Source organism: Mycobacterium sp. SM3041, assembly GCF_039668335.1.
In the GTDB taxonomy this organism is placed as follows: domain Bacteria; phylum Actinomycetota; class Actinomycetes; order Mycobacteriales; family Mycobacteriaceae; genus Mycobacterium.
On the sequence record NZ_JAYXBQ010000049.1, the window covers coordinates 101,782 to 125,053 of the forward strand.

Annotated in this window: 32 protein-coding genes; 18 read left to right on the forward strand and 14 right to left on the reverse strand. The window is 66.6% G+C overall.

Annotated elements, in window-relative coordinates:
* The first annotated feature begins 5 nt into the window (after positions 1-5).
* The 3 genes from VXD91_RS16770 to VXD91_RS16780 all read left to right on the forward strand — a co-directional run bounded on the left by VXD91_RS16770 (position 6) and on the right by VXD91_RS16780 (position 2,640).
* Positions 6-722: a hypothetical protein gene (locus VXD91_RS16770; protein ID WP_293017010.1), complete on the forward strand. Its 717-nt coding sequence runs from the start codon at positions 6-8 to the stop codon at positions 720-722.
* Entirely contained in the window at positions 719-2,086 is a 1,368-nt protein-coding gene (locus tag VXD91_RS16775) for a cutinase family protein (RefSeq protein WP_293017011.1), read from the forward strand. The genes VXD91_RS16770 and VXD91_RS16775 overlap by 4 nt, the downstream gene beginning before the upstream one ends.
* Positions 2,087-2,319: 233 nt before the next feature.
* A complete protein-coding gene (locus tag VXD91_RS16780; RefSeq protein WP_293017012.1) occupies positions 2,320-2,640 on the forward strand; it encodes a hypothetical protein in 321 nt (106 codons plus the stop codon).
* Positions 2,641-3,290: 650 nt separating this feature from the next.
* Here the strand turns inward: VXD91_RS16780 and VXD91_RS16785 are convergent.
* Entirely contained in the window at positions 3,291-5,246 is a 1,956-nt protein-coding gene (locus VXD91_RS16785) for a hypothetical protein (protein ID WP_293017013.1), read from the reverse strand.
* 166 nt (positions 5,247-5,412) lie between these two features.
* On the opposite strand from VXD91_RS16785, the gene VXD91_RS16790 reads away from it, so the two are divergent.
* From VXD91_RS16790 to VXD91_RS16810, 5 genes are all read left to right on the forward strand, one after another.
* Positions 5,413-5,679, forward strand: coding sequence for a type II toxin-antitoxin system prevent-host-death family antitoxin (locus VXD91_RS16790; RefSeq protein WP_346415927.1), 267 nt, complete (start codon positions 5,413-5,415; stop codon positions 5,677-5,679).
* Entirely contained in the window at positions 5,676-6,077 is a 402-nt protein-coding gene (locus VXD91_RS16795; protein ID WP_293017015.1) for a type II toxin-antitoxin system VapC family toxin, read from the forward strand. Before VXD91_RS16790 ends, VXD91_RS16795 begins: the two co-directional genes overlap by 4 nt.
* A complete protein-coding gene (locus VXD91_RS16800) occupies positions 6,074-6,514 on the forward strand; it encodes a hypothetical protein (protein WP_293017016.1) in 441 nt (146 codons plus the stop codon). The genes VXD91_RS16795 and VXD91_RS16800 overlap by 4 nt, the downstream gene beginning before the upstream one ends.
* Positions 6,515-6,522: 8 nt before the next feature.
* Complete coding sequence (locus VXD91_RS16805; RefSeq protein WP_293017017.1) at positions 6,523-7,449, forward strand: discoidin domain-containing protein; 927 nt, start codon at positions 6,523-6,525, stop codon at positions 7,447-7,449.
* Between the two features lie 87 nt (positions 7,450-7,536).
* Positions 7,537-8,514 (forward strand): hypothetical protein, encoded by a 978-nt coding sequence (locus VXD91_RS16810; protein WP_293017018.1) that lies wholly within the window; start codon positions 7,537-7,539, stop codon positions 8,512-8,514.
* A gap of 57 nt (positions 8,515-8,571) precedes the next feature.
* Here the strand turns inward: VXD91_RS16810 and VXD91_RS16815 are convergent, their stop codons facing one another.
* A complete protein-coding gene (locus VXD91_RS16815) occupies positions 8,572-8,739 on the reverse strand; it encodes a hypothetical protein (RefSeq protein WP_293017019.1) in 168 nt (55 codons plus the stop codon).
* Between the two features lie 590 nt (positions 8,740-9,329).
* Between VXD91_RS16815 and VXD91_RS16820 the strand changes: the two genes are divergently transcribed.
* Positions 9,330-9,689, forward strand: coding sequence for a hypothetical protein (locus VXD91_RS16820; RefSeq protein ID WP_293017020.1), 360 nt, complete (start codon positions 9,330-9,332; stop codon positions 9,687-9,689).
* Between the two features lie 252 nt (positions 9,690-9,941).
* Here VXD91_RS16820 and VXD91_RS16825 read toward each other — a convergent pair whose 3' ends face one another.
* Positions 9,942-10,430 carry a hypothetical protein gene (locus VXD91_RS16825; RefSeq protein WP_293017021.1) on the reverse strand — a complete coding sequence of 163 codons (489 nt, stop codon included), beginning with the start codon at positions 10,428-10,430 and terminating at the stop codon, positions 9,942-9,944.
* Positions 10,431-10,608: 178 nt separating this feature from the next.
* On the opposite strand from VXD91_RS16825, the gene VXD91_RS16830 reads away from it, so the two are divergent.
* Genes VXD91_RS16830 through VXD91_RS16855 form a run of 6 tightly spaced genes read left to right on the forward strand, consistent with a single transcriptional unit; the run spans position 10,609 to position 12,843 of the window.
* Positions 10,609-11,001: a hypothetical protein gene (locus VXD91_RS16830; RefSeq protein ID WP_293017022.1), complete on the forward strand. Its 393-nt coding sequence runs from the start codon at positions 10,609-10,611 to the stop codon at positions 10,999-11,001.
* 10 nt (positions 11,002-11,011) lie between these two features.
* A complete protein-coding gene (locus VXD91_RS16835; protein ID WP_293017023.1) occupies positions 11,012-11,347 on the forward strand; it encodes a hypothetical protein in 336 nt (111 codons plus the stop codon).
* The gene (locus VXD91_RS16840) at positions 11,340-11,645 is read left to right on the forward strand and encodes a hypothetical protein (RefSeq protein ID WP_293017024.1); all 306 of its coding nucleotides are present in this window, start codon (positions 11,340-11,342) and stop codon (positions 11,643-11,645) included. Before VXD91_RS16835 ends, VXD91_RS16840 begins: the two co-directional genes overlap by 8 nt.
* A 9-nt stretch (positions 11,646-11,654) precedes the next feature.
* Entirely contained in the window at positions 11,655-12,239 is a 585-nt protein-coding gene (locus VXD91_RS16845; protein ID WP_293017025.1) for a hypothetical protein, read from the forward strand.
* A complete protein-coding gene (locus VXD91_RS16850) occupies positions 12,175-12,510 on the forward strand; it encodes a hypothetical protein (protein WP_293017026.1) in 336 nt (111 codons plus the stop codon). The genes VXD91_RS16845 and VXD91_RS16850 overlap by 65 nt, the downstream gene beginning before the upstream one ends.
* 39 nt (positions 12,511-12,549) lie before the next feature.
* Positions 12,550-12,843, forward strand: coding sequence for a hypothetical protein (locus tag VXD91_RS16855; protein ID WP_293017027.1), 294 nt, complete (start codon positions 12,550-12,552; stop codon positions 12,841-12,843).
* Positions 12,844-12,915: 72 nt separating this feature from the next.
* On the opposite strand, the gene VXD91_RS16860 is transcribed toward VXD91_RS16855, so the two are convergent.
* Positions 12,916-14,124, reverse strand: a complete 1,209-nt coding sequence (locus VXD91_RS16860; RefSeq protein WP_061001507.1) for an IS110 family transposase — start codon at positions 14,122-14,124, stop codon at positions 12,916-12,918.
* Positions 14,125-14,376: 252 nt separating this feature from the next.
* Here VXD91_RS16860 and VXD91_RS16865 point away from each other — a divergent pair, with 252 nt between their 5' ends.
* Positions 14,377-15,060, forward strand: coding sequence for a YwqG family protein (locus tag VXD91_RS16865; protein WP_293020548.1), 684 nt, complete (start codon positions 14,377-14,379; stop codon positions 15,058-15,060).
* A gap of 238 nt (positions 15,061-15,298) precedes the next feature.
* Positions 15,299-16,039, forward strand: coding sequence for an MBL fold metallo-hydrolase (locus VXD91_RS16870; RefSeq protein ID WP_293020547.1), 741 nt, complete (start codon positions 15,299-15,301; stop codon positions 16,037-16,039).
* An 81-nt stretch (positions 16,040-16,120) separates the two neighbouring features.
* Here VXD91_RS16870 and VXD91_RS16875 read toward each other — a convergent pair whose 3' ends face one another.
* The 4 genes from VXD91_RS16875 to VXD91_RS16890 all read right to left on the reverse strand — a co-directional run bounded on the left by VXD91_RS16875 (position 16,121) and on the right by VXD91_RS16890 (position 17,893).
* Positions 16,121-16,435 carry a hypothetical protein gene (locus VXD91_RS16875; RefSeq protein ID WP_293020545.1) on the reverse strand — a complete coding sequence of 105 codons (315 nt, stop codon included), beginning with the start codon at positions 16,433-16,435 and terminating at the stop codon, positions 16,121-16,123.
* Entirely contained in the window at positions 16,432-16,758 is a 327-nt protein-coding gene (locus VXD91_RS16880; RefSeq protein ID WP_293020543.1) for a hypothetical protein, read from the reverse strand. The genes VXD91_RS16875 and VXD91_RS16880 overlap by 4 nt, the downstream gene beginning before the upstream one ends.
* A 109-nt stretch (positions 16,759-16,867) precedes the next feature.
* Complete coding sequence (locus VXD91_RS16885; RefSeq protein ID WP_293020541.1) at positions 16,868-17,524, reverse strand: hypothetical protein; 657 nt, start codon at positions 17,522-17,524, stop codon at positions 16,868-16,870.
* Between the two features lie 18 nt (positions 17,525-17,542).
* A complete protein-coding gene (locus tag VXD91_RS16890; protein ID WP_293020539.1) occupies positions 17,543-17,893 on the reverse strand; it encodes a hypothetical protein in 351 nt (116 codons plus the stop codon).
* Between the two features lie 175 nt (positions 17,894-18,068).
* Here VXD91_RS16890 and VXD91_RS16895 point away from each other — a divergent pair, with 175 nt between their 5' ends.
* Positions 18,069-19,118: a hypothetical protein gene (locus VXD91_RS16895; protein WP_293020537.1), complete on the forward strand. Its 1,050-nt coding sequence runs from the start codon at positions 18,069-18,071 to the stop codon at positions 19,116-19,118.
* 697 nt (positions 19,119-19,815) lie between these two features.
* On the opposite strand, the gene VXD91_RS16900 is transcribed toward VXD91_RS16895, so the two are convergent.
* Genes VXD91_RS16900 through VXD91_RS16925 form a run of 6 tightly spaced genes read right to left on the reverse strand, consistent with a single transcriptional unit; the run spans position 19,816 to position 23,254 of the window.
* The gene (locus VXD91_RS16900) at positions 19,816-20,385 is read right to left on the reverse strand and encodes an HD domain-containing protein (protein WP_293020535.1); all 570 of its coding nucleotides are present in this window, start codon (positions 20,383-20,385) and stop codon (positions 19,816-19,818) included.
* On the reverse strand, positions 20,385-20,846 hold the full coding sequence (locus VXD91_RS16905; RefSeq protein ID WP_293020533.1) for a hypothetical protein: 462 nt from the start codon (positions 20,844-20,846) through the stop codon (positions 20,385-20,387). The genes VXD91_RS16900 and VXD91_RS16905 overlap by 1 nt, the downstream gene beginning before the upstream one ends.
* Positions 20,847-20,871: 25 nt before the next feature.
* Positions 20,872-21,675 (reverse strand): hypothetical protein, encoded by an 804-nt coding sequence (locus VXD91_RS16910; RefSeq protein ID WP_293020531.1) that lies wholly within the window; start codon positions 21,673-21,675, stop codon positions 20,872-20,874.
* A 46-nt stretch (positions 21,676-21,721) separates the two neighbouring features.
* Positions 21,722-22,375, reverse strand: coding sequence for a hypothetical protein (locus tag VXD91_RS16915; RefSeq protein ID WP_293020529.1), 654 nt, complete (start codon positions 22,373-22,375; stop codon positions 21,722-21,724).
* Positions 22,376-22,403: 28 nt separating this feature from the next.
* The gene (locus VXD91_RS16920) at positions 22,404-22,952 is read right to left on the reverse strand and encodes a hypothetical protein (protein WP_293020527.1); all 549 of its coding nucleotides are present in this window, start codon (positions 22,950-22,952) and stop codon (positions 22,404-22,406) included.
* A complete protein-coding gene (locus VXD91_RS16925) occupies positions 22,949-23,254 on the reverse strand; it encodes a hypothetical protein (protein WP_293020525.1) in 306 nt (101 codons plus the stop codon). The genes VXD91_RS16920 and VXD91_RS16925 overlap by 4 nt, the downstream gene beginning before the upstream one ends.
* Between the last annotated feature and the right edge of the window lie 18 nt (positions 23,255-23,272).

Below are 23,272 nucleotides of genomic sequence, written 5' to 3' on the forward strand. Positions count from 1 at the left end.
ATCCGATGACCATCTGGGATCAACTCGCCGAGCAGGCCCATCACCTGCTCACCCGGCCTCGCCGCGGCGACCTCACGCCCGCGGTAACGCTCGTCCAGACCCTGCACCCGCAGCCGCCGCACTCACCCGACGCCATCTGCACCCACATGGAAACCATCAGCACGGTGCTTCCCCAGCTCGCCCGCTACGCACGCAGCGGTGACCGAAATGCCCTTCTGATGGCCGCCGTCCTCATGCGCCGGCCGCTGCGCCGCATCGCCGATATGGGCGACCCGGACGGCTATCACTCCAGCGACCGCGACGCCCGCGACAACGACACCCTGCGCATCTTCTTCGAGCTCCTGCGCACCGCCGCCGAACCGCACATCCTCACCACGCGGTACGTCTACAACCACGTGCTTCGCAAGGCGCTTGCCACCCGCCCCCAGGCCCACTCGCCTGCCGCCGCCCACCGCGTCGATCCCCACTCGGCAATCCTGGACCGCGCTGACTACGGCACCGACCATGACCACACCGCCGCCGTGCTGCATCAGGCCTGCGACCGCGGCATCATCACCGCCCTGGAGTTCAAGACGCTGACCGCCATGTACCTCAACTCCGATGTGTTCAGCCCGTCCACCGCCGCCCGCGATCTGTCTTCAACCGTCAGCGCCGTCGAACGCCGCGCCCAACGCGCCATCCGCAAGCTCGCCAAGTACTTCGACGAGGCCGTGGCGGCATGACCCTGCACGACCGGGCCAGGACGCTGGCACTGGCAGCCGCCCTGGCCACCGCAGCGCCACCCCTGCTCTACGCGGCCCCAATCGCCCGCGCCGAAGCCACCTGCCCCGGGATCTACTCCGTCGCCATCCCCGGGACCACCCAAACCAGCGTGGACGCCGATCCGCTCAAGCCGGTCGGGGTCCTCGGCAAGATTCTCGAACCGCTCCGCGAGCACTCCAAAGTCCGCATGGCCACCTACTACACGAACTACCCAGCGACCATCATTGGCGGCACCGACGGCGGCGGCTACAAAGCCTCCAAAGACGCCGGAATCGACGCCTCCAACGCCCGCCTCAAGACCGTCGCAGACAAGTGCCCCAAGACCGTATTCATCCTCTCCGGATACTCCCAAGGGGCGGACGCAGCCGGGGATATCGCCGCCGCCATCGGCCACAACAGAGGTGTCATCCCCGCCTCCCGCCTGCTCGGCGTCGCCCTACTCGCTGACCCTTCGCAATCACCGGTCGGCCAGCCCACCATCGGCCTCAAAGACCCCGGCATGGGCTTCGCTGGAGTGCGCTCCGGAGGCTTCGGTTCCCTGACTCAGCGCAACGGAATCATCTCGGTCTGCGCCCCCCTGGACTTCTACTGCAACCTGCCCCAGGCCGACCTCGTGATGCGGTTCATCGGACACCTGGGATCACACCTGGACGCCTCCGACCCCGCCGGTTCGGCCCAGAAGCTCGCCACCATCTTCATGGCCGGTCTCGTGGCTCCCGCCACCGCCGCGATCAACCAAATCCTGACCCTGATCAACGACCCGAACCTGATCCCCAACCTGGTGTCCCGCGGCGTCGCTTTCGCCAAGGCCCTGGCAACGCAACTGTTCTGGCTGGCCGGCCCGCAGGTCGCCGGACCCGCCACCGACCTCGTCAACGCGGTCACCGCGGTCATCGGCATGGTCGGCAACAAGGCCTGGACCGCGATCCCCGCAGCGATCACCGTGATCGCCAACAAGGCCGGCGCCGTCAACGCCGCCCTGTCCACGATGAAAGACAAGACCTCCACCATCAACGTCGGCGGCTTCGGTGCCGTCGGCACCGCCCTGCACCAGGGTGGCGTCAACCTCGGAGACCTCGCCACGGCGGTTCTCAACGCGATCAGCGTTGCCACCGGCGGCGCCACCAACATGACCACCGGCCTGTTCGGCCCCACGTTCAGCCAGTTCTCCGCCGCCAACGTCGCCAAGGCGCTCACGCATTACGCCGAATTCATCAAAGGGGGATTCCACGAGAACTACGACTCCACCGTCCTCGACCCAGCTGGGCACACCGGCACCCAGATCATCCAGCGCTACCTCGTCAACCAAATCCAGAAACTCTGAAAAGGGACGCCCCCCATGCCCAACCCATGCGCCCGAAACGTCGCAACCCTTGCCCTGTACGCCAGCACCGTGCCACCACTGGGGACGTTGAACTGCCCGCACAGGCGACCTCCACGTCCCAAAGCCAGCCAACTCCGAGCCCCTTGGCACGTAGTGGTCCGGCCTCGCGGCATCGAATTGTGGCCAGCCTTTGTGCCCCTCGCCCCGACCCACCTCACCGGCGGACTCCGCTGATGCAGAAAGGACTTCTCTCCATGGACTACGGGCTGTGGCTCCTGGCCGAACCCTCCGGCACGATCACCCTCACCGGGTGGTCCGAAACCAGCTCAGAAGCCAGCCCCGACGCCCCCGCCAAGACCGATCATTGGCCCACCTACGTGCTGTGCTCCACACGCGCCGAGTTGTCCGAGAGGCTGCTCGAACTGGGCCTGGACCTCGACGCCGGAGCCGACCTCGCCGACCTCGAGAAAGGCTGGGACGTGTACCTGCGCCACCCCGACGTCGCCGCACTGCGGACCCAGCTCGACCGTGACCGGTCCGCCGCCGCGAAATAGCCCTCGCCGCGGTGCGCCAGCGCGATCCACGCCACCGTCTGACACCGCTATTCCAGCCCCGAACTGCGGCCCGCTTCACCACCTCGGTTCACTCGGAGCGAGACCCATACGGCGGCCCGGGACCGTCCGCTCCACCGCGCGCCACGGCGCGCCAGACGTGGACCCCGCCAGCCCGACGTGGCCACCTGCCGCCGTACACACAGTGTCCCAAACAGAGCCCTCAGGAGGAGACGATGCGCCGACTATCCGGCCCGCGCCCAGGGCGCACCAGCTCGTGCCGGTGGCACGGTAGGCACCGCGGCGAGACCGGAGTTGGCGTGCTCATCGGATGGCCGTGTGGACACACTGATCGACAGCCAACGCCCACCTGTGCCGGTCATCTGGATCAGCTGCTCGTTCAAGGCGGACGGGCGGACAACCCGGCGCCGTGCCCGGTCTGTCAGACCGTCGGTTCAGCCGCCGTCACCGACACCCAGGACCTCAACCCCTGACCGCGCCAGGCCGCGCCACCACCGGCCTGGAGTCGCCGCGCGGGTGTCCAGCACCGGTCCCTGGAAATGACTCGGCGGGCTGATTCTCAACCACCGCGTGGGGCGCTTCAAGCGCTCTACAGGGTGGCGGAATCAGCCCGCCGAGTTGTGCAGGGAGGGTTAGGCAGCGCCCTTGGCGTGCTTGCCCGATCCGGCGTCACTCTTGGTGCTCGACGATTGGTGACCCAGGCGCGAGGTGATCGAGTTGACGGACGAACCGGTTTCGCTGGCACCGGATGCGTGCTTGGGTCCGCCGGACGGCTTCTGTGTGCTGTCGGACTTGTCGCTGCCGGCAGTGGTGGACGTGCCGGCCGGGGTGCCGGTGCTGCTGTGTCCGGACGATCCCGCGGTGGTGTGGACCCCTGCCGATCCGCTGCCGTTTCCAGTACCCGACGTACCCTCCGACGCCGGGGTGGATGTGCTCTTGCTGCCCTTGCTGGTGGTGGTCGACGTGGTTGCACCGCCGGCCGCAGCGCCGGCCGAAGTGGTGCCCTCGGCAGTGGTGGTCCCGGTTTCCGCCTTCGCGGTTTCGACCGTGGGTTCACCCTTGGATTCGGTCGCCGGTGTCGTGCCCGTGGTCTTACTGTCCGTGGGCTTGCCCGTCTTGGTTGCGGCGGTCTCCGTGGCCTGCTTGGACACAGGCGTCTTGGCGGTGCCGGAGTTCTCGTCGGCCGGTGCCTCGGTGGTGGAGGCGGTCGCGGCCAGCGTCCTGACCTTCACGGTGGGTACAGCGGCCGCGGTGTTGGTTCCGGTGACGGTTCCCACGATCGAGGTCGCGACACCGAGGGCCGTGGCGATCGTGTTCAGTCCCGCCACGGTGAGGGTGGCGGCGGTGTTGACCGCCGCGTTGAACACGTTGGCCATCGCATAGGGCAGGTTGCGGACGTAGCTCGGGAGGCCGGCCATCTGCATCAGGCCGCTGACGACCTGGGCGGCTGAGCTGGCCAGCTTGGTGACGACGTTGGCGCCGGTGCTGACGAAGCCTGATGTCATCACGACCGGGACCGCGGCCAGTGATGCTGCCGTGTGGAACAGCTGCAGTCCGGTGGTGGCTCCCGCGCCGGCCAGGATGCTCAGGGCGCTGACGTAGCTCGCCGGGTCCAGCGGGGCGCTGCCGACGGTGTTGAGGACGTTCACCAGCGCACCGGCGTGGGTGCCGTCGCCCAGCCACGTGCCGGCCACTTGGGCGGCCCCGTCCGCGACGCGCTCGATGGTGCTTCCTAATGCGTGTGCGATGGCAGGGACGCCGCCGCCGATGAGGGCGACCGCGGCGGTGACGGGAGCGGAGACGATGCCCTGCACGGCGGTGAGCGCACCGTCGAACACGTCAATGGGAACTGCGGTCTTGGCGGCGTCGACGAGGCCGTTGAACGCCGTCAGTGCGTTGGTGATCTGGCTGGTGACCGCGGTGGTCAACGTCGACGCCAGGGACAGCCCGTTGGCGCTGAGATCACCGAGTGCCTTGAGTCCGTTCGTCACGGCCCCGCCGAGCACGTTGATCGGCACGTCCAGCAGGCCGAGGTAGCTGGACACCGACAGCGGGTTGTTGAGCAGGTTGGTCACGGCGTGCAGCGCGGTGCTCAGTGAGCCGGTGAGTACCGAGCTCAGCAGGTCGGCTATCTGACCGGTGGTCAGGGTCAGGGGCGTGTTGACGTCGGTCACGGTGGCGGCCAGGCTGGTCAGCCCTCCGTTGGACGAGGCCTGCAGCGCGGTGAGCACCTGTCGCAGCACGGGGTTGGGGGTGGCTGAAGTGAGCTGGCTCCACAGTGAGTTGTTGAGTCCGGCGGCCGTGTTCAGTACTGAGGCCAGGGTCTGTCCGGGTATCCCGACTACGCCGGCGACGGTGGAGCCCGCCGAGTCCAGGGCGCCGTTGAGGTTGGCGATCAGGGCGTCGATGTCGGCTGGGTTGACCACCGCGGAGAGGGTGATCGCGGGTGTGGAGATGTGGGGGAGGGAGATCGTTGAGGGGTGCACGGGGGCACCGGCGAGCAGTGGTGCGAACGCGACTGCTCCGGCGACGCCGAGAGCGATACCCGGATTGATTCGGGGACGGGCGGTGGATCGGGCATGAGTCATGGGGTGTGTTCCTTTGAAAGAGGGTTGACCGGGCGGGTCAGAACACCCGTACTCTATATTAAGACACTAGATTAAGACGATAGAAGCTGGGAAAAATTTACTTGTCAGGAGCATTTGGCCATCGATTGTGTACACGCTGTGCTACATGGGGGATACACTGTGCTACATGAAGAGTTATGGCGTCCGGGAGCTACGCCAGAACGCCACCGACGTGCTCCGCGAAGTCGCCAACGGCGAAACGGTGATCATCACCAACAACGGGCATCCGGTCGCTCAGCTGATCCCGCCCGTCAACACCCCGTGGGCGGCACTGATCGCCAGCGGGGAAGTCACCCCCGCACGCACCGGCCCGCGCGCCATCCTCAGCCGTACCGCCGGCTTCCACACCCCAGCCAGCGCCCACCTCGCCGACATGCGCCGAGGCGAGCGGTGATCTACCTCGACACCACGGCCATGCTCAAACTCATCGCACACGAGCCCGAAACCCCGGCCCTGACCGACTATTTGCAGGCCCGCACCGACACCGTGTGGTTCACCTGCTCACTGGCCCGCGCCGAGCTGTTGCGCGCCACCGCCACGATGGAGCCCGACGCCACCGACCACGCCCGCCACATCCTCGACGGTCTCGACACCGTCGCCATGACCGACCGCCTGGTCACCGCTGCCGCCAATCTCACGCCGGCGCCGCGGCGCACCCTCGACGCCCTGCACATCGCCGCAGCGCTGACCGCAGGCCCCCAACTACACACCCTGATCACCTACGACCCTGAACTCACCGAGGCGGCAGGCCGCCACCACATCACCACCACCCACCCAGGAGGGTCACTGTGATACGCGCACTGATCACAGCGGTGCTCATCGCCGGCGCCGCCACCCACTACCTCGACGTCCCCCTGGACGCCGCTGTCGGCTACGCCTTCGTACTCTGCGTCGGTGGCTGGTACCTGTGGCCCGTGCTGCGCCGGCCCCTGCGATACGTGACCCGGTGCCTGCTACGCCGGCTGCGGCCTCGTCGCCGCACCGGCCGCGCCATTGCGCCCCGCCCCGCTCCAGCGCGCGCCACCGCTGCACCACGCGACGTACCAGCGCAGATCACCCAGATCAACCACCACCACTACTACAACGGGATGCCCCCGCAGCCCGGCGCGCCGATGCGCCCCGACTACACCCTGACCGCCCTGCCCCGTCGAACAGAAGGTCGCATCGCCAGCGATGAAATCCTTGACGGCATCATTGACGTCGACATCGACGACGACTCGACACGATGACCACCACGATGAGTGACCCCGATCAGCAGACTGATCACGCCTGGGACAACCGCAAGCTGATCCTGGCCTCCCTCGCGCCGCGCACCACCACGCGCCCGGCCCGACGCGGCGCGGCCGCCGTCCCCGACGAACTCTTCCCCGACGACGCCGCCGGCGAGAAGAAACCCGGCCTGCTGACCCGGGGACTGCGTGCCGTCGGCCGCGCGGCCGCAGCCGGCGGCCGCCAGTTCAACAAGCGGGTGCCGCCCAACCGGCGCGCCCACACCGCGATCCTCACCGCCGCGGCCCTGGTGGTGCTGCTCGTCGCCATCGCCGGGGTCGACTACCTGACGTCCGATGTCAACCCGCAGACCCCGACCACCACCAGCGGGGCCGCGACCCAGCCGCCGGCACCGAGCCTGCCGCCGATCAACCGGGACACCATCATCAACGGCGTTCACGCCACCGACATCTGCCCCCGCGACGCGAACTACTCCGATGTCAACCGGGCATTCGACGGGGATTTCAGCACCGCCTGGGTGTGCACGCGAGTCAAGAACAAGGACGGCCAGAACATCCAGGTCGACTTCGGCCGGCAAGTCACGCTCAGCCAACTCCGCTTCACCAGCGGCTACGACGCTGCGGCACCCGACGGCACCGACCAGTGGTCCAAGCCCGGCCGCCGCATCGTCACCAAATACATCGTCTATTTCCCGAAGGAGCTCAACCGGCCGCCGATGACGATCGTGACCAACGGCGAACGTGACTGGCGGCCATTGAACATCAGCCCACCGGCCACTGTCAGCAAACTCTTGATCAAAGTCGCGGAGACGTCTGATCCGCCCCAATCAGCTTCCCCTACAAAAGAATCAGCCTCCCCGACATCGGATGATGTCACCACTGTGGCAATCAGTGAGATTCAGTTCATCGGTGTCGACGGCACCCACACCAACTAGCACCGCACCCCACCCGCGGGGGTCGATTCTCGACGTGCTGACGTCGAAAATCGACGCCGCAACCGACCCCTGCGGCATGATCGGTCGATGACCGAACTCACCCGCCACAGCACAGCCGTGCCTTCGGTCTACGCACTTCTCGGCACCCTCGAAAACGATCTCACCGCGGCCCTGGGCTACACCCTCGCCCGCAGCCCCGCCCTGCGCGCGAGCATCGTGCACCGGGTCTGGCCGACCACCACAGCGCCGGCCACCGACGACGCCACCCTGGCCCTGGAGGAACGCGACGCCGAAGGCCGCACCGACCTGGAGATGCGGCTACCCCGAGCGCTGGTCATCTTCGAGGCCAAACGCGGCTGGATCGTGCCCACCGCCGACCAACTCGCCAAGTACGCCGGCCGTATCGCCGCGCACCCCCAAGGCGGCGTGCTGGTCACCCTGTCCCAAGCCTCCCGCGACCTGGCCACCGCCTCCGGCCTGCCGGCCAGCATCGACGGCATCCCCGTCGTGCACCTGCCGTGGACCGATGCCCTCGACGACATCACCACTGCTCGCCGCACGTGCCGGGGCACCGAACGCGTCTGGCTCGACGAACTGCACGCTTACCTGAACGGGGTGATCCGGATGCGCAACCCAGAAAACTGCAAGACCTATTGCGTCGTGCTCAACCAGGCCAGACCCGGAGGCGGGGGCGCGCGCACATTCCTCGAGTACGTCACCGACGAGCACTGCTACTTTCACCCGTACGGCGCCGGCAACGGATGGCCCACCGACCCGCCGAACTTCATGGCGTTCCGCTGGGACGGACACGTGCACCGCATCCACCGCATCACGCACGCAGAGGTGATTCCTTCACTGCTGCACCGCTTTCCGGACGTACCGGCTGACGCAGTGACCACCACCCCGCACGCCATGTACACCCTCGGGCCACGCATTCCTCCTTTCGATCCGATCCCCACCGGCAAGAACTACCGGGCCGCACGCCTGTGGGTGCTGCTCGACCAGCTGCAGACCGCGCCCACCCTCGCCGACGCGATCGAGGGGACCCGCCAGCTGCTCGGCTAAGCGGTTATGCATGCTGCATCACCGCTCGGTCACGACCACAACACCACGTCATCACGCCTACGTGCTGTGCACCAGCCACACCAAGGCCCCGATCGCCGCGGCGAGCGGGGTGGCCCCGATAGCGGCCAGTCCGGTGGTGGCCCCGGTCTTGGCGATGCAGTAGAAGCACAGCCCCAGGTACACGAAGATGAACAGGGTGAGGATGACGATGGCGGTGATCTTCACGAAGACCAGCCCCCTTCCAGGTGGTTCGACGGGGGAGTCTTCGACTCCGACCGAGCGCGCCCGGATACATGTGGACGGCGCCACACATTCCGGTTGAGTACGCCGAACTTTCACATGGCGGGGTGCAAACCCCCGGCCCGCGTGATGCCGCCGAACCCCAGCCGACCCTGTACAGCGCCCAGCGAGCGCCCACACGCAGCCGTCACGTGACGAAAAACTCCGGAGGTCCCGGGAACAACCACAACCGGCCGCAACCGACTCCCCGGTGCCGACCACAGACTGCGGATTGCCGGTGAGGGGTGTCCCGTCTCACCAGGGACCCTGCGCAGCCGACCGAGATGCGTTGGGCTCGATCTGATCCAGGCTCGCCCCGACCAACTCGACGGCTGGCTCTGGAGCCCCCCGCATATGCAGCCTGCATCACAGGCCGATCACACCAACAAGCGCCGCAACCGCCCCACCAGCGCATATCGGTGCGCCACCCGTGCGCCACGACGCTGGCGCACCAATCCCGACCGCGCCAGCGGGTCTCGCCGGCTGCGCCACACGAGTTCGCCAATCGTGTCGCCTGCGCCACCTACCGTTGATCCATGAACATCGTCGACCAGCTCGTGATCGGCTACCACTGGTCGCCCCGCACTCGGCACACCGCGATCCGCAACACCGGTCTCATCATCGGCTCCCCGCCCGTGGTCAATGCCGCCGGCGGCAACGACTACCGCAGCACCTGGGTATCACTGTCACCCACACCGTCACAGGCATGGTGGCTGTCCGGGGATGCACTCGCCGTCGGCGGCTTCAGCACCGAAAGCGCCACCTGGGATCTATGGGAAGTCGACCTCACCGGCATCGACACCCGTCACGTCATGAGCGGCTACCCCGAAATCCAAGCGCTGCACAACATCCCACCGGATCGACTCACCTGGATCGCCAGCCGGGACATCACGTGAGCCCCCGCCGCGTGGCAGCCGCCGACGACCACCCACTACCGCTCGAATGCGCCGGCTGCTCCCGGGCCTGGCCGGACCAATGCCGCTGCCCCCACCCCGGCACATGCCGCGGCTGCGGCACGCCACTGCGCAAGCCGTACGCCGTCACCGCCGGCTATTGCACCCTCTCTTGTTTCCTGCAGCAGCCCGCCACCGAGTAGGTGGAACCCGCAGCGAGACCCATTTGCGTTGCGCCGCACACGTACTGATGGTTCATGCTGGTTGGACGATCTCAAAGCAGAGCGCCGCATCCCACGACGCACCCCGCGGCGTATCCCACACCTCGAGCTGTTTGACCGGGGCCGGCCCGGGCGCCGACAGGGGATAGCCGCCGACGGGCGGATGCTCCAACGCCCAGTCGTACTCCCACCGCTTGCGGTCGATCGCTTCCAGCGCTCGCTGTCGTGCGGCGCCGCGCTCTTGCGCGGAGTCGTAGCAGTGCACGCCCGGGCGCAGCAATTGTTCAACGGACGCATCATGATTCGACGGCATCGGACCAGGCCGGCCGTCAAGAAACGCGGCACCCACCAGCATCGCGATCCCCATAAAAATGATGGCGATCACCACTACCTTGACTTGGAAAAGTTCGTCTTTCGATTGCGACACTTGCGTTTTCAGCGTCTCGATCTCGGATTCCGCTGCAGCGAGCCGCCCTTCGAGCGTCGGCTCGGCTTCGATATCGGCTTTCGTATCGTGCGCCATGGTTGTCCCCCGAACGTGGTCGTTGTCGGGACTGTACCGGCGACGACCGACTTCCCGCAGTCACCTTTGCGCGGGCCCCGGGGGGCGGCTGACGCCGAGAGATTGGCCATCGTGTCCGACCTCGGGCTTAGCCTCACATCAACAGGGGAAACGTCGAAATACCGAAAAGGGGTCACCGGTGACCATCATCGTCAACGTCGTCACCATGTGGGTTGCGCTCGCCATCACCGCCATTTCAGCGGTGGCGTCCCTGGCGCTGACCTACAGCCGGGAACGCTCTGGTCTCATCGACCGCAGGGCAGTCAAAGCACTTCCCACTCTTGGCATCGGCGCAGTGTTCACTGCTCTCGTTCCGCTCCTTCCGACGCTGGTCGCCTCCACCGGCCTTAGCCGCGACCCGATGCCGATCCACCCGAACCGAGTCACCGACGGGATCGCCGACGCTTGGGTCTGGGCCGCCAGCATCATCAGTGTCGTGTGGCTCTACGCCGTGGCCGCCGCACTGGTCACCACCGTCATCTACTTCCGCCAGCAGCGCCGCCTACACGCCGCCGGCTCCCAAGACAGCTGAGGTGAGCACCATGGCCGAGGACACCGACTACCGCCGCCCCGCCCCCGAATATCGTTGGCACACCGACAGAACCGCACCCGCCGTCATTACTGTGCGCACTGAGTTCCTCTATTCCGAACCCCTGCCGCATACCCCGACCGATCGGCCCCGGCACATCTTCTGCTACCGCTCCACCGTCACCGATCACAGCGAATTCGCCGCCACCTTCGCCGACTACAACGACACGGCGTCCACCATCGGGCGCATGATCCGGGCATTCGGCGATGACGCCGACCTCGAAGTCATCGTCCGCCGCAAAACACCCCCACCAGCCCCCGCCCCAGGCAACGGCACCCGGCATGACTGACTCAATCCCGTTGAGCCCCACCAGCATCTACTCACTGGTGCGTTGGAACGACGATCACCACGTCCCCGAGACGGTCCGCGTCCTGCAGGTCGCCGCCGGAAGCGGCCAAGCTGTGCAGGCGTACCTGCAATGGACCGGCGCCGCCCCCCACGACGGCATCACCCTCGACGACATCTACGCCCATCTCACCGCCACCGCCCTCAGCGCACTCGTGGCGATCGGGTCCCTCGGCGGTGACCCCACCACCGAGATCAGCAAGCACCTCACCGACATCACCCAACGCCTACACCTGCCCTGAAAGGCACCCATGCCCCGCATCAGCCGCACCGCTGTCATCGACGCACTCGCACGCCACGTCCCCGAGATCGGTTTCGGCATCGTCGATGTCGTCCACGTCGCGATTGCTGACACCCGCTGCAAAGTCTCGGTGAAGACCAGCCAACTCGGCGTCGACGCCGCACAGGTGTGCATCGGAAAAGGCGGCTTCCGCGTGCGGGCCGCCGCCACCACTTTGGACTTGGATTCGATGTCGATCGTCACTTACAGCGAGGACCCCACCACTTACCTGGCCAACGCCATTGGCGCACATAACATCACACCGCTGAGTGTCACAATCACCGACTCCACCGAGCGCCATGCGCGAATCGTTTTCGACACCACTCCCACCGCCGGCCGGCCGTCGCCGTACGTTCGGGCCATCGGCGCTCGCGGGCTCAACGTCCGCCTGGCTTCGTTCCTCACCGGCTGGCACATCCAGCTCTGCACCCCACTGTGCACCACCGACCGGTGCATTCACCCCTCACCAGCGGCCCCCGAGCGATCGCCTCATGACGTCAACAGAATCCTCGGTCGAAATCTGGCGGGACCCCGACACCGGATGGCTGCACTGTGAGCTCGGCACCATCTCTCCGGCGAACGTCTGGCGCACCGACCCGGGCCGCATCCACGACATGGGGGAGCTGATTCTGGTCACCGTCCCGTTCGTGCGCGACACCCGCAGCCTCGCCGAACTGGGCATTGACTTCACCGTCACCGACGGCGTGGCCCGCACCGTGGCCACCAACGGAACCTGGCACCACCGTCTGCAGCCTGCGCACTGGCGCGCCGGGATCGTCCCGAATGGTTGGTCCGAGACCATCATGCTCGGCCGAGCACAGCCCTGACCGCTAACAGCCATGCCGATAGATCAAGGAGAACGACCGATGAAACACTCACGCACACTTGCGGTTTCCGATGTGAAGAGCGTTGACGCCCCAGGCGTCGAGGCACCCGAGGACGATTCGTGGTCGTACACCGATGACAAGGCCGTGCCGGCGACCGTGACCGTCAAGCCGACCGCCAGCAATGCCTACGGCCCGCCGATCTTCCTGAAACTCCAGCGCGGCGACGATGCCGTCAGCGTCTGGCTCGACCGAGACACCTGGGAAGCGATGTACCAGGCGGGTATTGCGGCCCACGATGTTCGTGTCGAACTTACCGAGCAGGGCTGGACATAGCGACACTTCTGCGCCCGTAGCATCAGCTTGCAGCGAGCTGGGTGCTCGACGAAAGGACTCTCAATGACCGTGTCAAGCCGCCGCCGTGGCGATTTGGGGCGTGTCGGGGTGCCAGGTCCGGTTGTCACGGATGAGGGCGTAGAGGACGTTGACGCGTCGGCGGGCCAGGCAGATGGTGGCAGGGATGGCGCGTTTGCCTTGGTCTCGTTTGCGCTGGTAGTACGCCTTCGACGTGGGATCGCAGCGGATCGCGGTCAGCGCGGACATGTACATCACCCGGCGCAGCCGTCGGCTGTAGCGCTTGGGCGTGTGCAGCCGGCCGGTGCGTTTTCCGGAATCTTTGGATACCGGCGCCAATCCGGCCCAGGCAGCGAGTTGGTCAGGCGATTCCAGCAATGCGGGATCGCCGACCACGGCAAGGAATTCGGCGCCGAGCCGAAAGCCCATGCCGGGCAGGCTGGTGATCACCTCAGCGAGCGGATGGCGGCGAAATCGTTCCTCGATGTCCGCGTCGGTGTGTTTGATGCGCTCATCGAGGTTCATCACCCCCTGGGCCAACTCGGCGACCAATCCGGCACCCACATCCTCACCTGGCAGGCGGACGGTCTGGGCCTTGGCAGCAGTTACCGCGGCAGCCGCGATCGTGGCGGCGTTGCGCACCCCGGCCGCCGCCAGCACCTTGGTCAGCCGCGAAACACCGGTTCGGCGAATCGCTTTCGGCCGCTGGTAGTGCGCCAGCAGTACCGCCCAACCCCGGTCTTGGGTCAGTTCGGCGACGCGTTCGAGTGCCGGGCATACGGCCAGCAGTTGTTGGCGCAGGCGGTTGATGGTGCGGGTGCGGTCGGCCACCAGATCGGCGCGGTGGGCGGTGAGCATGCGCAGTTCGGTGATCAGGTCATCGCCGGGACGCAGGACCGGCAGGTCCGCACCGCGCATCCGGGATTGATCGGCAATCACCCGGGCGTCTTTGGCATCGGTCTTGGACTCACCACCGCGGTAGGTGGCCGATGCTTGCCACACCTGCCGGCCCGCAAGGTATCGCACCGTCTTGCCTGCATCGGCCAGCACCGTGAGCACCAGGGCGGCGTACACGTTGCTCAAGTCCACTGTCCAGGACACCTCACCGGCAAGCGTGTCGATTTCGGCGACCAGGTCGCCGATCGTGCGCTCGTCGTTGACCACCTTGCGCGAGAACACCATGTTGCCGTTGCTGTCCACGACGCACACCCAGTGATGTTCTTTGCCGACGTCGATCCCAGCCCACATTTGCTTTTCGGTCACCGGACCTCTTTTCGCTTGTCTGCCAACAGAATCCCCAAGGACGACCTCGCCGGCATTTCCTTAAACAAGCGATCACATCGCAGATCTCAATCAGCGGCCCGAGGAAGTCCAGGCAGGCCGGGCGGCCAGTCCTTTCAAGCCGCACCACCAGGGCCGGCACCACCATGGCAGCCATACCCGACCCACCCGGGTCACAGCCCAACGTAACGCTCAGCAATACGAAGTAACTGCAACTACGAACTTAAGGAATCCATGACGGCAGCCATCGATCGGTCCTCTGTGGAGCTCGTGCTGACCGACCAACCACCCCCAGTTCCGTGGGCGTCCAAGGTCGGTGGGACGCCGTATCTCGTGCAGCCCCAGGAACACCCACTTGACGAACACGGCAACCCCTTGTCGTTCATCGCGCAGCTGAACTTTTCCGACCTGCCGAATCTTCTGGGGTATCCGGAGTCGGGGCTGCTGCAGTTCTTCATCAGCACCATGCCTGATGTGTCCGACTGCACCGTGCTCTACCACCCGACCGTGGCGGAAGACTGGGCCCGTGATCCCGGTGATCTGCCGCCCTGGCGGCCGCCGACACCGCGCACGTCCCGGTATCGATCACCGTGGCCGGTTGAGGAATTCACACCCTTGGTGGACCCGGCGGCCGAGTTCGGTGTGGCGGGCAGGATTGTGTCTCAGCGACCGGCCGCTGATGCGGTGTTCGGGGGCATTCGTGGACACCGCATCGGGGGTTACCCGAATTTCAACCAGGCCCGGAGCATCCCCGAGGGGCATGTGCTTCTGTTCCAGCTCGACTCGGATCCTCCAGAGCCTCTTTCGCGGTGGCGCATCCTCTGGGGTGACCTGGGTACCGGCCGGTTCACCATCAGCCCCGACGATCTGCTGCGGTGCGACTTCGCCAACGTCCACTACGAGTGGGACAACGGATAAACAGTCGGTATGCGGGCATCGTTGCCGATCGCAACGCGTGATATCTCAACATCGAACGCGCGCAGCGCCCACGCCGGACCGAGGCCACTGTGTCGGTGCTCCACTTCGCCGGCGAACACGACGAGCGCCAGCCGCGCGACATCACCGCCCCACCAGCGCTGCAATAAGACGTCATCTAGTCGCCGCCGAGCGGTCGCTGTCCGCCAGTAGCCTGCAACCAGAAATGAAGGGGGGCGACGTGGCCGATCCGATCGTTCAGCGGATACCGGACTCACCCGTGACACGGGTATCGCGATGGTGCTTCAACTGCTACCTCATCGACGGCGACGACGGGAACGTCGTTGTGGTCGACGCCTTCATGCCAAAGATCGTCGACGACCTTGAACCACTGCTGCTAGGCCACCCGGTCGCCGTGACCGCGACCCACGGCCATCCCGATCACCTCAGCGGCGCACCGGCGATCGCAACCCGCTACGGGTCCCACATCCACATCGCCGCCACCACGCACTCCTACATCTCAGGCAGCGCCGCACCCCGCACACCCAGCATCACCCAACTCGCCCGCACATGGCCGCTGTTGTTCGGGCAGCCGTTCGACGCCAAGGCCGCAGTCGGTTACGTCACCGCCTGCGCGACAGTAGGTTTCGGAACCTCACGCGGAATGCTGTGGCCAGGGCCAGAACCGACCAGCACGCTCGACGATGGCGCGCCGGTACCTGGAGCATCGGCATGGACCGTCATCACCACACCCGGCCACACCGACGACGGTATCGCGCTCTGGCATAACGACTCTGGCACCCTATTGTCCGGTGATGCAGTCATCACGATGAACGGGCACCCACGTTGGGCTCCCGACATCGTGGACGCCGCCGCGGCCGCGCGCACCGCACAACGCTTGCGCGCGTTGCCCGTCCAACATCTGCTGCCCGGACATGGCGTGCCGCTGCATGGCGTCTCGGTGCTGGGCACAGCCCGTTAGCTGGACGCTCAGCCGAACAGGCCACACGGTCAACCATCACCGGCCCCGCCACCAGCAATCTCGGGCAGGTGAGCAGAGTCACTAGGAGTCCTGGGTTTTCGGTGTGATGCTGAGGGTGAGCTTGTGGTCGCGGGGCAGGACGGTTACGGGGTGCGACGGGTGCAGTCCGAGTTGGAGACCACCGACGGTGCCGCCACACCAGATGGTCACGACCAGTCTGGCCTTGCCCATGAGGGCGGATTCGTACACCGAATGCAGTCGGCCGGCAACGACTGCCTCGCCGGTGTGCACGGCGATGGAGCGTCCGATGTGGGTGGAGTTGAGTGCGCCGACGTGGGTTTCGTAGTGGCCGAGCTCAGGTACCGTCCGCAGGCGCCTGCCGCGTTGAACTCTCATGCGTCTTCGGTGCCGTGGTGGTGTGGGTACCTGCGCCAACGTGTGGTGATGCGGTAGTTGCCTACGTTGTCTCTTCTGATGTCGCCGTGGGATTGGATGAGGGTGAGCAGTTTTCGCGTGCGCTCGGCATCGAAGTCGAGTTCGTAGTTGAGCTCATCGGCGAGCTCGTCGGGTATGTGCCATCGGTCATCGGCCAGGAGTTCGGCGATTATCCGCGTCGCTATGGCGCAGTCGGTTTCGCGGTGGATGTCGAATCCGCTCCAGGGTCTGATCGGGGGCGGGCTGGTGCACGGATAGGCGGGGTCGTTACGGACACTGGACATGGGGAGCTCCTATGGAAGGTGAGCAGATGTTTTGAGCCTCTCGGTGTTTCGGCGCGCTGGCCCGAAAGTCATGTCCGTGTGCCGGCCGGGATCGGATTGCCCGCGGCGGTCACTGTTGCGCCCCGGGCATTGAGTCGCCGTGGGCGGCGCAGAGCCAGTATGGCTGGGGCCAGGGCTTGCGGCGGCGGTGATCGACGTGGGGCATGACGTAGTGGATTCCGGGTTCGCCGCAGTCACGGCAGCGCGGCTGCTGAGGACGGGGCGGTGTGGTGAAGCGGCTGTGGGCATCGATTAGTTGTCCGCCGGCGGTGTCTTGGCGGGGTGCGTCGAGGTCGACGATCTCGCCGCAGTAGGGCGGGACGTCCAATTCAGGTCCGTGTGTTGCGCCGGCAGCGTCGGGTCCGGGGTGGTCGGTGACGTCGGGGTCAGGGTCGGGCTGATACCGCCAGTAGGCGCCGCGGTTCGGGCCGTACCGGATGATCCATTCCACACTGCCCTGGTTGGCCAGGGAACGCAGACCCGGATAGGCCTGGCTGTACCAGCACGCGTGGGTGCAATCGGATTCGGGCGGTGCTGTGCAGCCCTTGGGGAGGGAGGTCGGGACGAAGCGTGTCTTGTCGTGGTCGCGGCGGAACGTGTGGTTGCAGCCGTACTGTTTGGTCAACTGCGCCAACACTTCTCGTGTGGACAGAGCCTGGGGGTAGGCGTCGGACAAGACGCGGACGATGTTGTTTCGGACGCGCTGCGTGATCGGGTGGATGCTCATGGTGTTTCCTCGTGGTGCTCACGGCACGTGGGTGAATCTGTCGTGGGGTTCGTCCGTGGTGGGTTGTACGGGTGGGTCGAATTCGGTTGTGCTGCAGTGCTTGCAGCTGCGCATCTGGCCCGGTAGGGACAGGTGTTGGAGGGATTGCCAGGGCGTCCAGTCGTGGCCGACGAGGATGCAGCCGATATGGCTTTGACACTCGGGGCACAGCACTCTGGTTCCGGTGACTGTCCAGTCGTTGGCGGTGAGGTCGTCCTCGAGTCTTTTGGCGTCGGGGTAGTGGACGATGACGCTGTCGTCTTCGCAGCCGCCGAACCCGGCGTCGCATTCGTCGCAGCGGGCCTCGAAGCAGACGGTGGTGTGGATCATCGGGCATCTCCCGGGGTGGGGGCGTGGCCGCGGGTAGCCCTTGGGGTTCCGATGAATCGCATGTGCCAGATGGTGCCTCGCGGTTTGGACACGACCTAGCGTTCGTGTTTTCGGTGCTAGTCGGGGGTGGTCAGACTTTGGCGATGGTGTCGCACCGAGCGGGCATCATGAGGCCATGGAGCAGATTCAGTCCCCTGCCGAGGTTTTCGACGCGGTCTTCGGTCGGGGCAATGGCAGGCAGCGAGCTCGGGCGAGGGAAGCGGGCCGGCAGGTTCCGGCGGACCCCATGCGCGAAATCGCGATCCCGCGCTACGGGTACACGTGGCAGCAGGTGTACTGGTGGCCGATCAGCGCCGGGCTGTGGGTGGTGATGTGGCTCAACACGGTGGCGCTGATGCTCTACGGAATGGCGTACGTGACACGGGACCTCACGGTGGCCACCGGTGAGCTCAGCGTGCGGCAGCTCGGTGTGTGGGCGCACCACGCCGGCCTTGATGCCGGCGATCTGCTGGCAGGGCAGTTTTCCAGTGTCGTTGGCCCGCCGGGGCCGGCGTCTGCGGCGACGTTAGCCGCGGGCGCGTTCCTGTGCCGCCAGGTGGTGCGGGCCGTGTCATCGAGTCGTGCACCGCGGCGATCGTTGTGGGTGCCGGGGCCAGTCGCAGTCGCGCCGGAGATCGACACGGATGAGCTGGCCGGAAGGCGGCAGAAGCGGGCGGTCACGATCGCCGGGGTACAGGCGGCCCTGGCCCAGTTGGACGCCGAATGGCTCTCGTACGAAATGGATTTGGATGCCTACTACCTCACCAAGCCGTTGCTGCGCGACCCGGCCGTGGAGCAGACCGCGGCCTACCGGTCAGCGCTGTATGAGCTGCGGACCCTGGCCGAGAGACTTGGGAAGTCCTCCACGGACGCCGAACTCGATGAGGCGGAGCAGGCCGCGGAAGCGGCATTGATGGCGTGGGGCGAAGCCAACGATCACGCCCTGGCAATCGGGCTGTCTGACCGTAGTCCGACCGAGCGGGCGGCGCTGCGGCGGCTACATGCGCTGACCGCCCAGTTGGCTGACCCTTCGACACCGAAACCGATGTGGCCCAGTCTGATTGGGGCGATCACCCGTGAGATGAGCAAGCTCACGACCGTGCCGGCGTCGTGGGACCACTTGTCGCGGGTGCCGGCGCTGGAGCAGCGCAATCCCGCGGCGATCGCAGCCGCGGACTCGGAGTAGACGGTCGTGCCGGCCGGTGGGGATCAGCTCGGGTTTGAGTTGTGGCCGCGTGAGCACGATCTGCCGCCGCGCTGGGATGGGCTGGTCGTCGAATGGGGCGACTGGGACGACACCGGCCGCATGTTCATCTGCCCGCCGCCGAAAAAGCCAGCTCGATGCGGAACATGCGGTAGTACGCGGCCGCGGCTGATCTGTACGGGTCGGGTGTGGACGGATGCGTCGACTGCGCCGAGGGCGATCGGCCGGGCACGTTTACAGGGCGGCCGCCACCTGGTCGGGATGATGTCAGCGTTCAGGTGCCCTGATTGTGAGCATGATGTCGTGCTCGATTGTGGTGGCCAGGAATGGGATTTGGACGAGACTGACTACACCGACGAGGGCTCTTTCGAGGTTTCGGGGTAGAGGTCTAACGCGTGTGCAGTGGCGCACGAGTTACTCGACGAGTTACTGGGTTGTCACAGCGTCACGCAGGCTCGGCTTCGGTCTGCCGTAGTGGTTGGGGCCGACGCCGAAATGCAGCCACACGTCGGCGCCATCGTTGGGGTCGATAGGCCTGGAAGACAGAATGATCGCCGTACCGCAGCGCCGGCATATGCCGAAGGTGCCGAGTGCGTAATCTCGTGATTCCATCCCCGCCTCCCTACGTCAGCCCGGTGGCGGCGTTGTATTTGGTAGTGCGATCAGGCATTTCAGTCTTTCATCTCGGGTAGGTGGCGCGGCTAGCGGAATCGAGCACCAGGGCGGCTTGGGCGCACAGCAGTGGCCCGGTGATGGTGATCGCCTGGTGTACGGGGTGCCCGGGTGGGTAGCGGTGCAGCACTTCGGTGAGGCGGGCATCGGGATCGACGGGGTCGCCGTGGGGTCCGGTGCATAGGTCGGCGCAGTTGAGGAGCGCCAGGTCGATACCGGCGGTGGGGTATGGGTAGCGGGCGAGCTCGGCGGCCAGGCCGCGCTGGCGGGCCTCGAAGTGGGCGCCGGTGTGGTGGGCGACGAGGCTGGTGATCTCGAGGAGGGTGGGTGCGGTGCGCTGGAGGTATGCGGCGCCGTCGATGGGGTGAAATCCGGTGTGCACGAGGGTGGGTGCGTAGCCGATGTCGTGCAGCCAGGCGGCGGCTTCGATCCGGTCGGCGTTGTCGGGGTCCAGGGTCGTCGCGAGCTGGCGGGCGGTGGTCGCGACCCCGATGGTGTGTGCCCAGCGGGTGGGTAGAGCAGTGGCGAGCAGTGCCTTCGCGAGGTCATGGGCGTGGGTGCTCAGGTTGGTAGCCATCAGGTTTGGGGGTTGGTCCAGGGTTGTTGGGCTCGACGGATCGCTTCGGCGTTCTCGGCGATCGCTTGGCGACGCTGGATTCGGAGGTCGCGGGCGAATCGGCGCTGCAGGGTGTGTTTCTGGCGGTTGCTCAGGAGCGGGTGTTTGAGCATGTCGAGCTGGTGGGTGGTCAAAGCGGCGGGTTCGCCGGCGCCGTCGCGGCCAGTGATGACGATGTTCCCGCGCAAGATGGGAACGTCGCGGGCGGTGAATTCGGTTGTGACCAGCAGGAGCTCGGTGGCCACGGCGTTGGGGCGCATGAAGGCGCGGTTGGTGCTGCGGGTGAACCAGAACACGATGCGGTCGGCGGTGGTGCAGGTTTCCAGCTGGGTGTCGCGGACCAGTTCGATGATGCCTTCGGGGGGTCGCAGATCGACGAGGTACAGGGTGCCGGTGTGACTGGCGTGCGCTACGCGGAGCATCGGTGTGGTCCTGTTCGTTGGTGGGTCAGCTGGTCAGGGCTCGGCGATGGATGCCGGCGATGCTCTTGGTGACGTTGGCGGTGAGTCGTTCGGGAACGATGACACCGGCAGCGTCGAGCAGGCTCAGCGCCTTGGTCAGGGCGTTGCGGGCGGCCGCTTCGGTCACCGCGGGATCGTGGGCCTGGCGCATCAGTTTCTGGGCCTGGCCGATCTTTCGGCGTTCGTCGGGGGTGAGCCACTGGTCGCCGTGGCTGATGCCCAATCGTGCTTTGCGGCGGGCGTTTTCGTCGGCCTTGCCGAAGGCCCGTTGGGCGGCGGTGGCGGCGTCGACGAACTTGATGATGATGTCGCTGTCTGCGGGGGTGGTCTCTGTGCGCAGGTTCAGCGCAATGTCGTAGGCGGTGTAGAACGCGGCGGTGGCCGGTTCGTTGACGTCGGCGAGGAGCGGGCGGGTGAAGTAGACCGACTCGGGGTCGGTCTCGAAGTTCATCAGGGCTTCGCTGGTCTTGGTCAGTGTCTCGACGCCTTGTTGCCACAGTTCGGTTTGGGTGGCCAGGCGGGACTGCTCGGTGCGCTGCTCGATGGCGCGGGCGGTGTGGCGGCGGCGGAGCACGTAGATCGTGGCGCCGCCGACGATGAGGGCGAGGACGATGACGCCGACGATGGCCACCCTGGTCATGTCGACGGGCTGGGCGGGTGGCGCGGGTGCCGCCGGGGCATCGGCAGAACCTTTGACCGCCTCGGCGAATATCTTGGGTAGCGCTGTGATCAAGGCGAGCAGGACCGTGCTGCCCGCGAGGACCTTGACGAGTGGGGCGGATTCGCGCATCAGAGAACGTCTTTCGATCCGATTGGTCGGGTTGGCCGGGTCGTGGTCATCGCACGCCCAGTCGGTCGAGGGCGGTGGTCCAGTCGGTGGCGATCGCGGTCTGGGCGTCGGCTAGGGGGACGCGGCCGGAGCAGACCGCCGCGGACAGCTTGTTTTCGACGATGTCTTTCGGGTTGTTCACACCGTCTTTGGGCTTGTGGCCGGGGCTGGGCGGCTCGACCCAGAGGTTGCGGGGGTCGTTGGGGTCGCCGCCGAGGACCAGGCTGACCAGGTGGTCGTATTCGGCGTCGGCCATATCGCCTGTGAATGAATAACTTTGGGCGTTCGCGCGCTTTTCGGCGCGGGTGATTTCCACGGGCGGCCGGATCGACTTGGTGTAGCCGGCGCGGCACACGGTGTGGGCGAGGGTGTCCTGGGTGACCTTGGGGCTGATGGCGCCGGGGGTGCAGCGCGGGTCCGGTAGTGGTTCGCCGGCAGGGGTGTAGCGGTAGTGGCAGCTGCCGGCCGGGGGTTGGGGCTGCACGGTGTAGTTGGTGGGGCCGGGCCCCACGGCGAGCTGCCCGCCCGCCGGCGTGGGTGCGGTTTGGCTGCCGGCGGCCTTCATCACCTGGAAGCCGTGCTGGGCGGGCCCGGCGGCGCAGCCTGTGAGGGCGAGCGCTGCGGCCGCGGCGGCGGTGAGGGTGATGGGGAGGCGGTACATGGAGGCCTTTCGTACAGAGGGGGTTGGTTCAGCGGCGGGCGAGCACGTCGGAGAGGCCACCGAGGTCGGACATCATGCGGTAGGTCAGCCCTGCCATCTCTTTGTGGTCGAGCTGCACGTAGAAGGCGTAGGCGCGGGCGGCAATGGTGATGATCTGCACCAGGAATTGCCGTTCGCGGTCGGACTCGGTGCTGTTGAGGTAGACGCTGAATGCGCGGGTGAGGTCGCGGTCGAATCCTCGGGCCGTGTTCAAGTCGTCGCCGGCGAGGTCCGCGAAGCGAATACCCGCCTCGATGTGGTTGGCGAATGTCATTCGCCAGATGTCGGGGTTTGCGTTGCGGCAGTCGGTGCCGTTGGCCGACATACGGAGCTTGGCCAGCTGGGCACGCAGGTCGATGCCCAGCTCGGGGTGGGTGGCTTCGCAGGAGTCGGCGTAGGCGGCCAGCGCGACGCGGGCGTGGGGGTCCTTGCCGTAGCGCAGGATGAACAGCGGCCCGGGCACGGGGGTTCCGTCGGCCTTGGTGACGATGTATTTGGCGTAGAGGCCGCGGTTTTCGTCGGACAGGGTGATGGTCATGGTCGGAGCCCTTTCGGTGTGCGGTGATGGTCGGCGGACCGGGCGGCCAGGAGCTGTCGTGAGCCGGCGGCCAGGGTGGTGGTGGTCCAGACGGCGATGGCAACGACGGGCACCAAGGTGTCGACGACGGTGGGTGTTTCGCAGCCGTGGGTGCTGATGCAGCTGGCGGTCAGTGCGATCAGGAAGGCGATGCCGGTAGCGGGAAGGGCCGCGCACAGGCCGATGGCCATCGCGGAGGCCGCGCGGCTGGCGATCAGCAGAACCGGGTGGTTCCGCTGAGACTGTGGGTGGATGTCCTGCATCGGCCGACGGTAACGCCG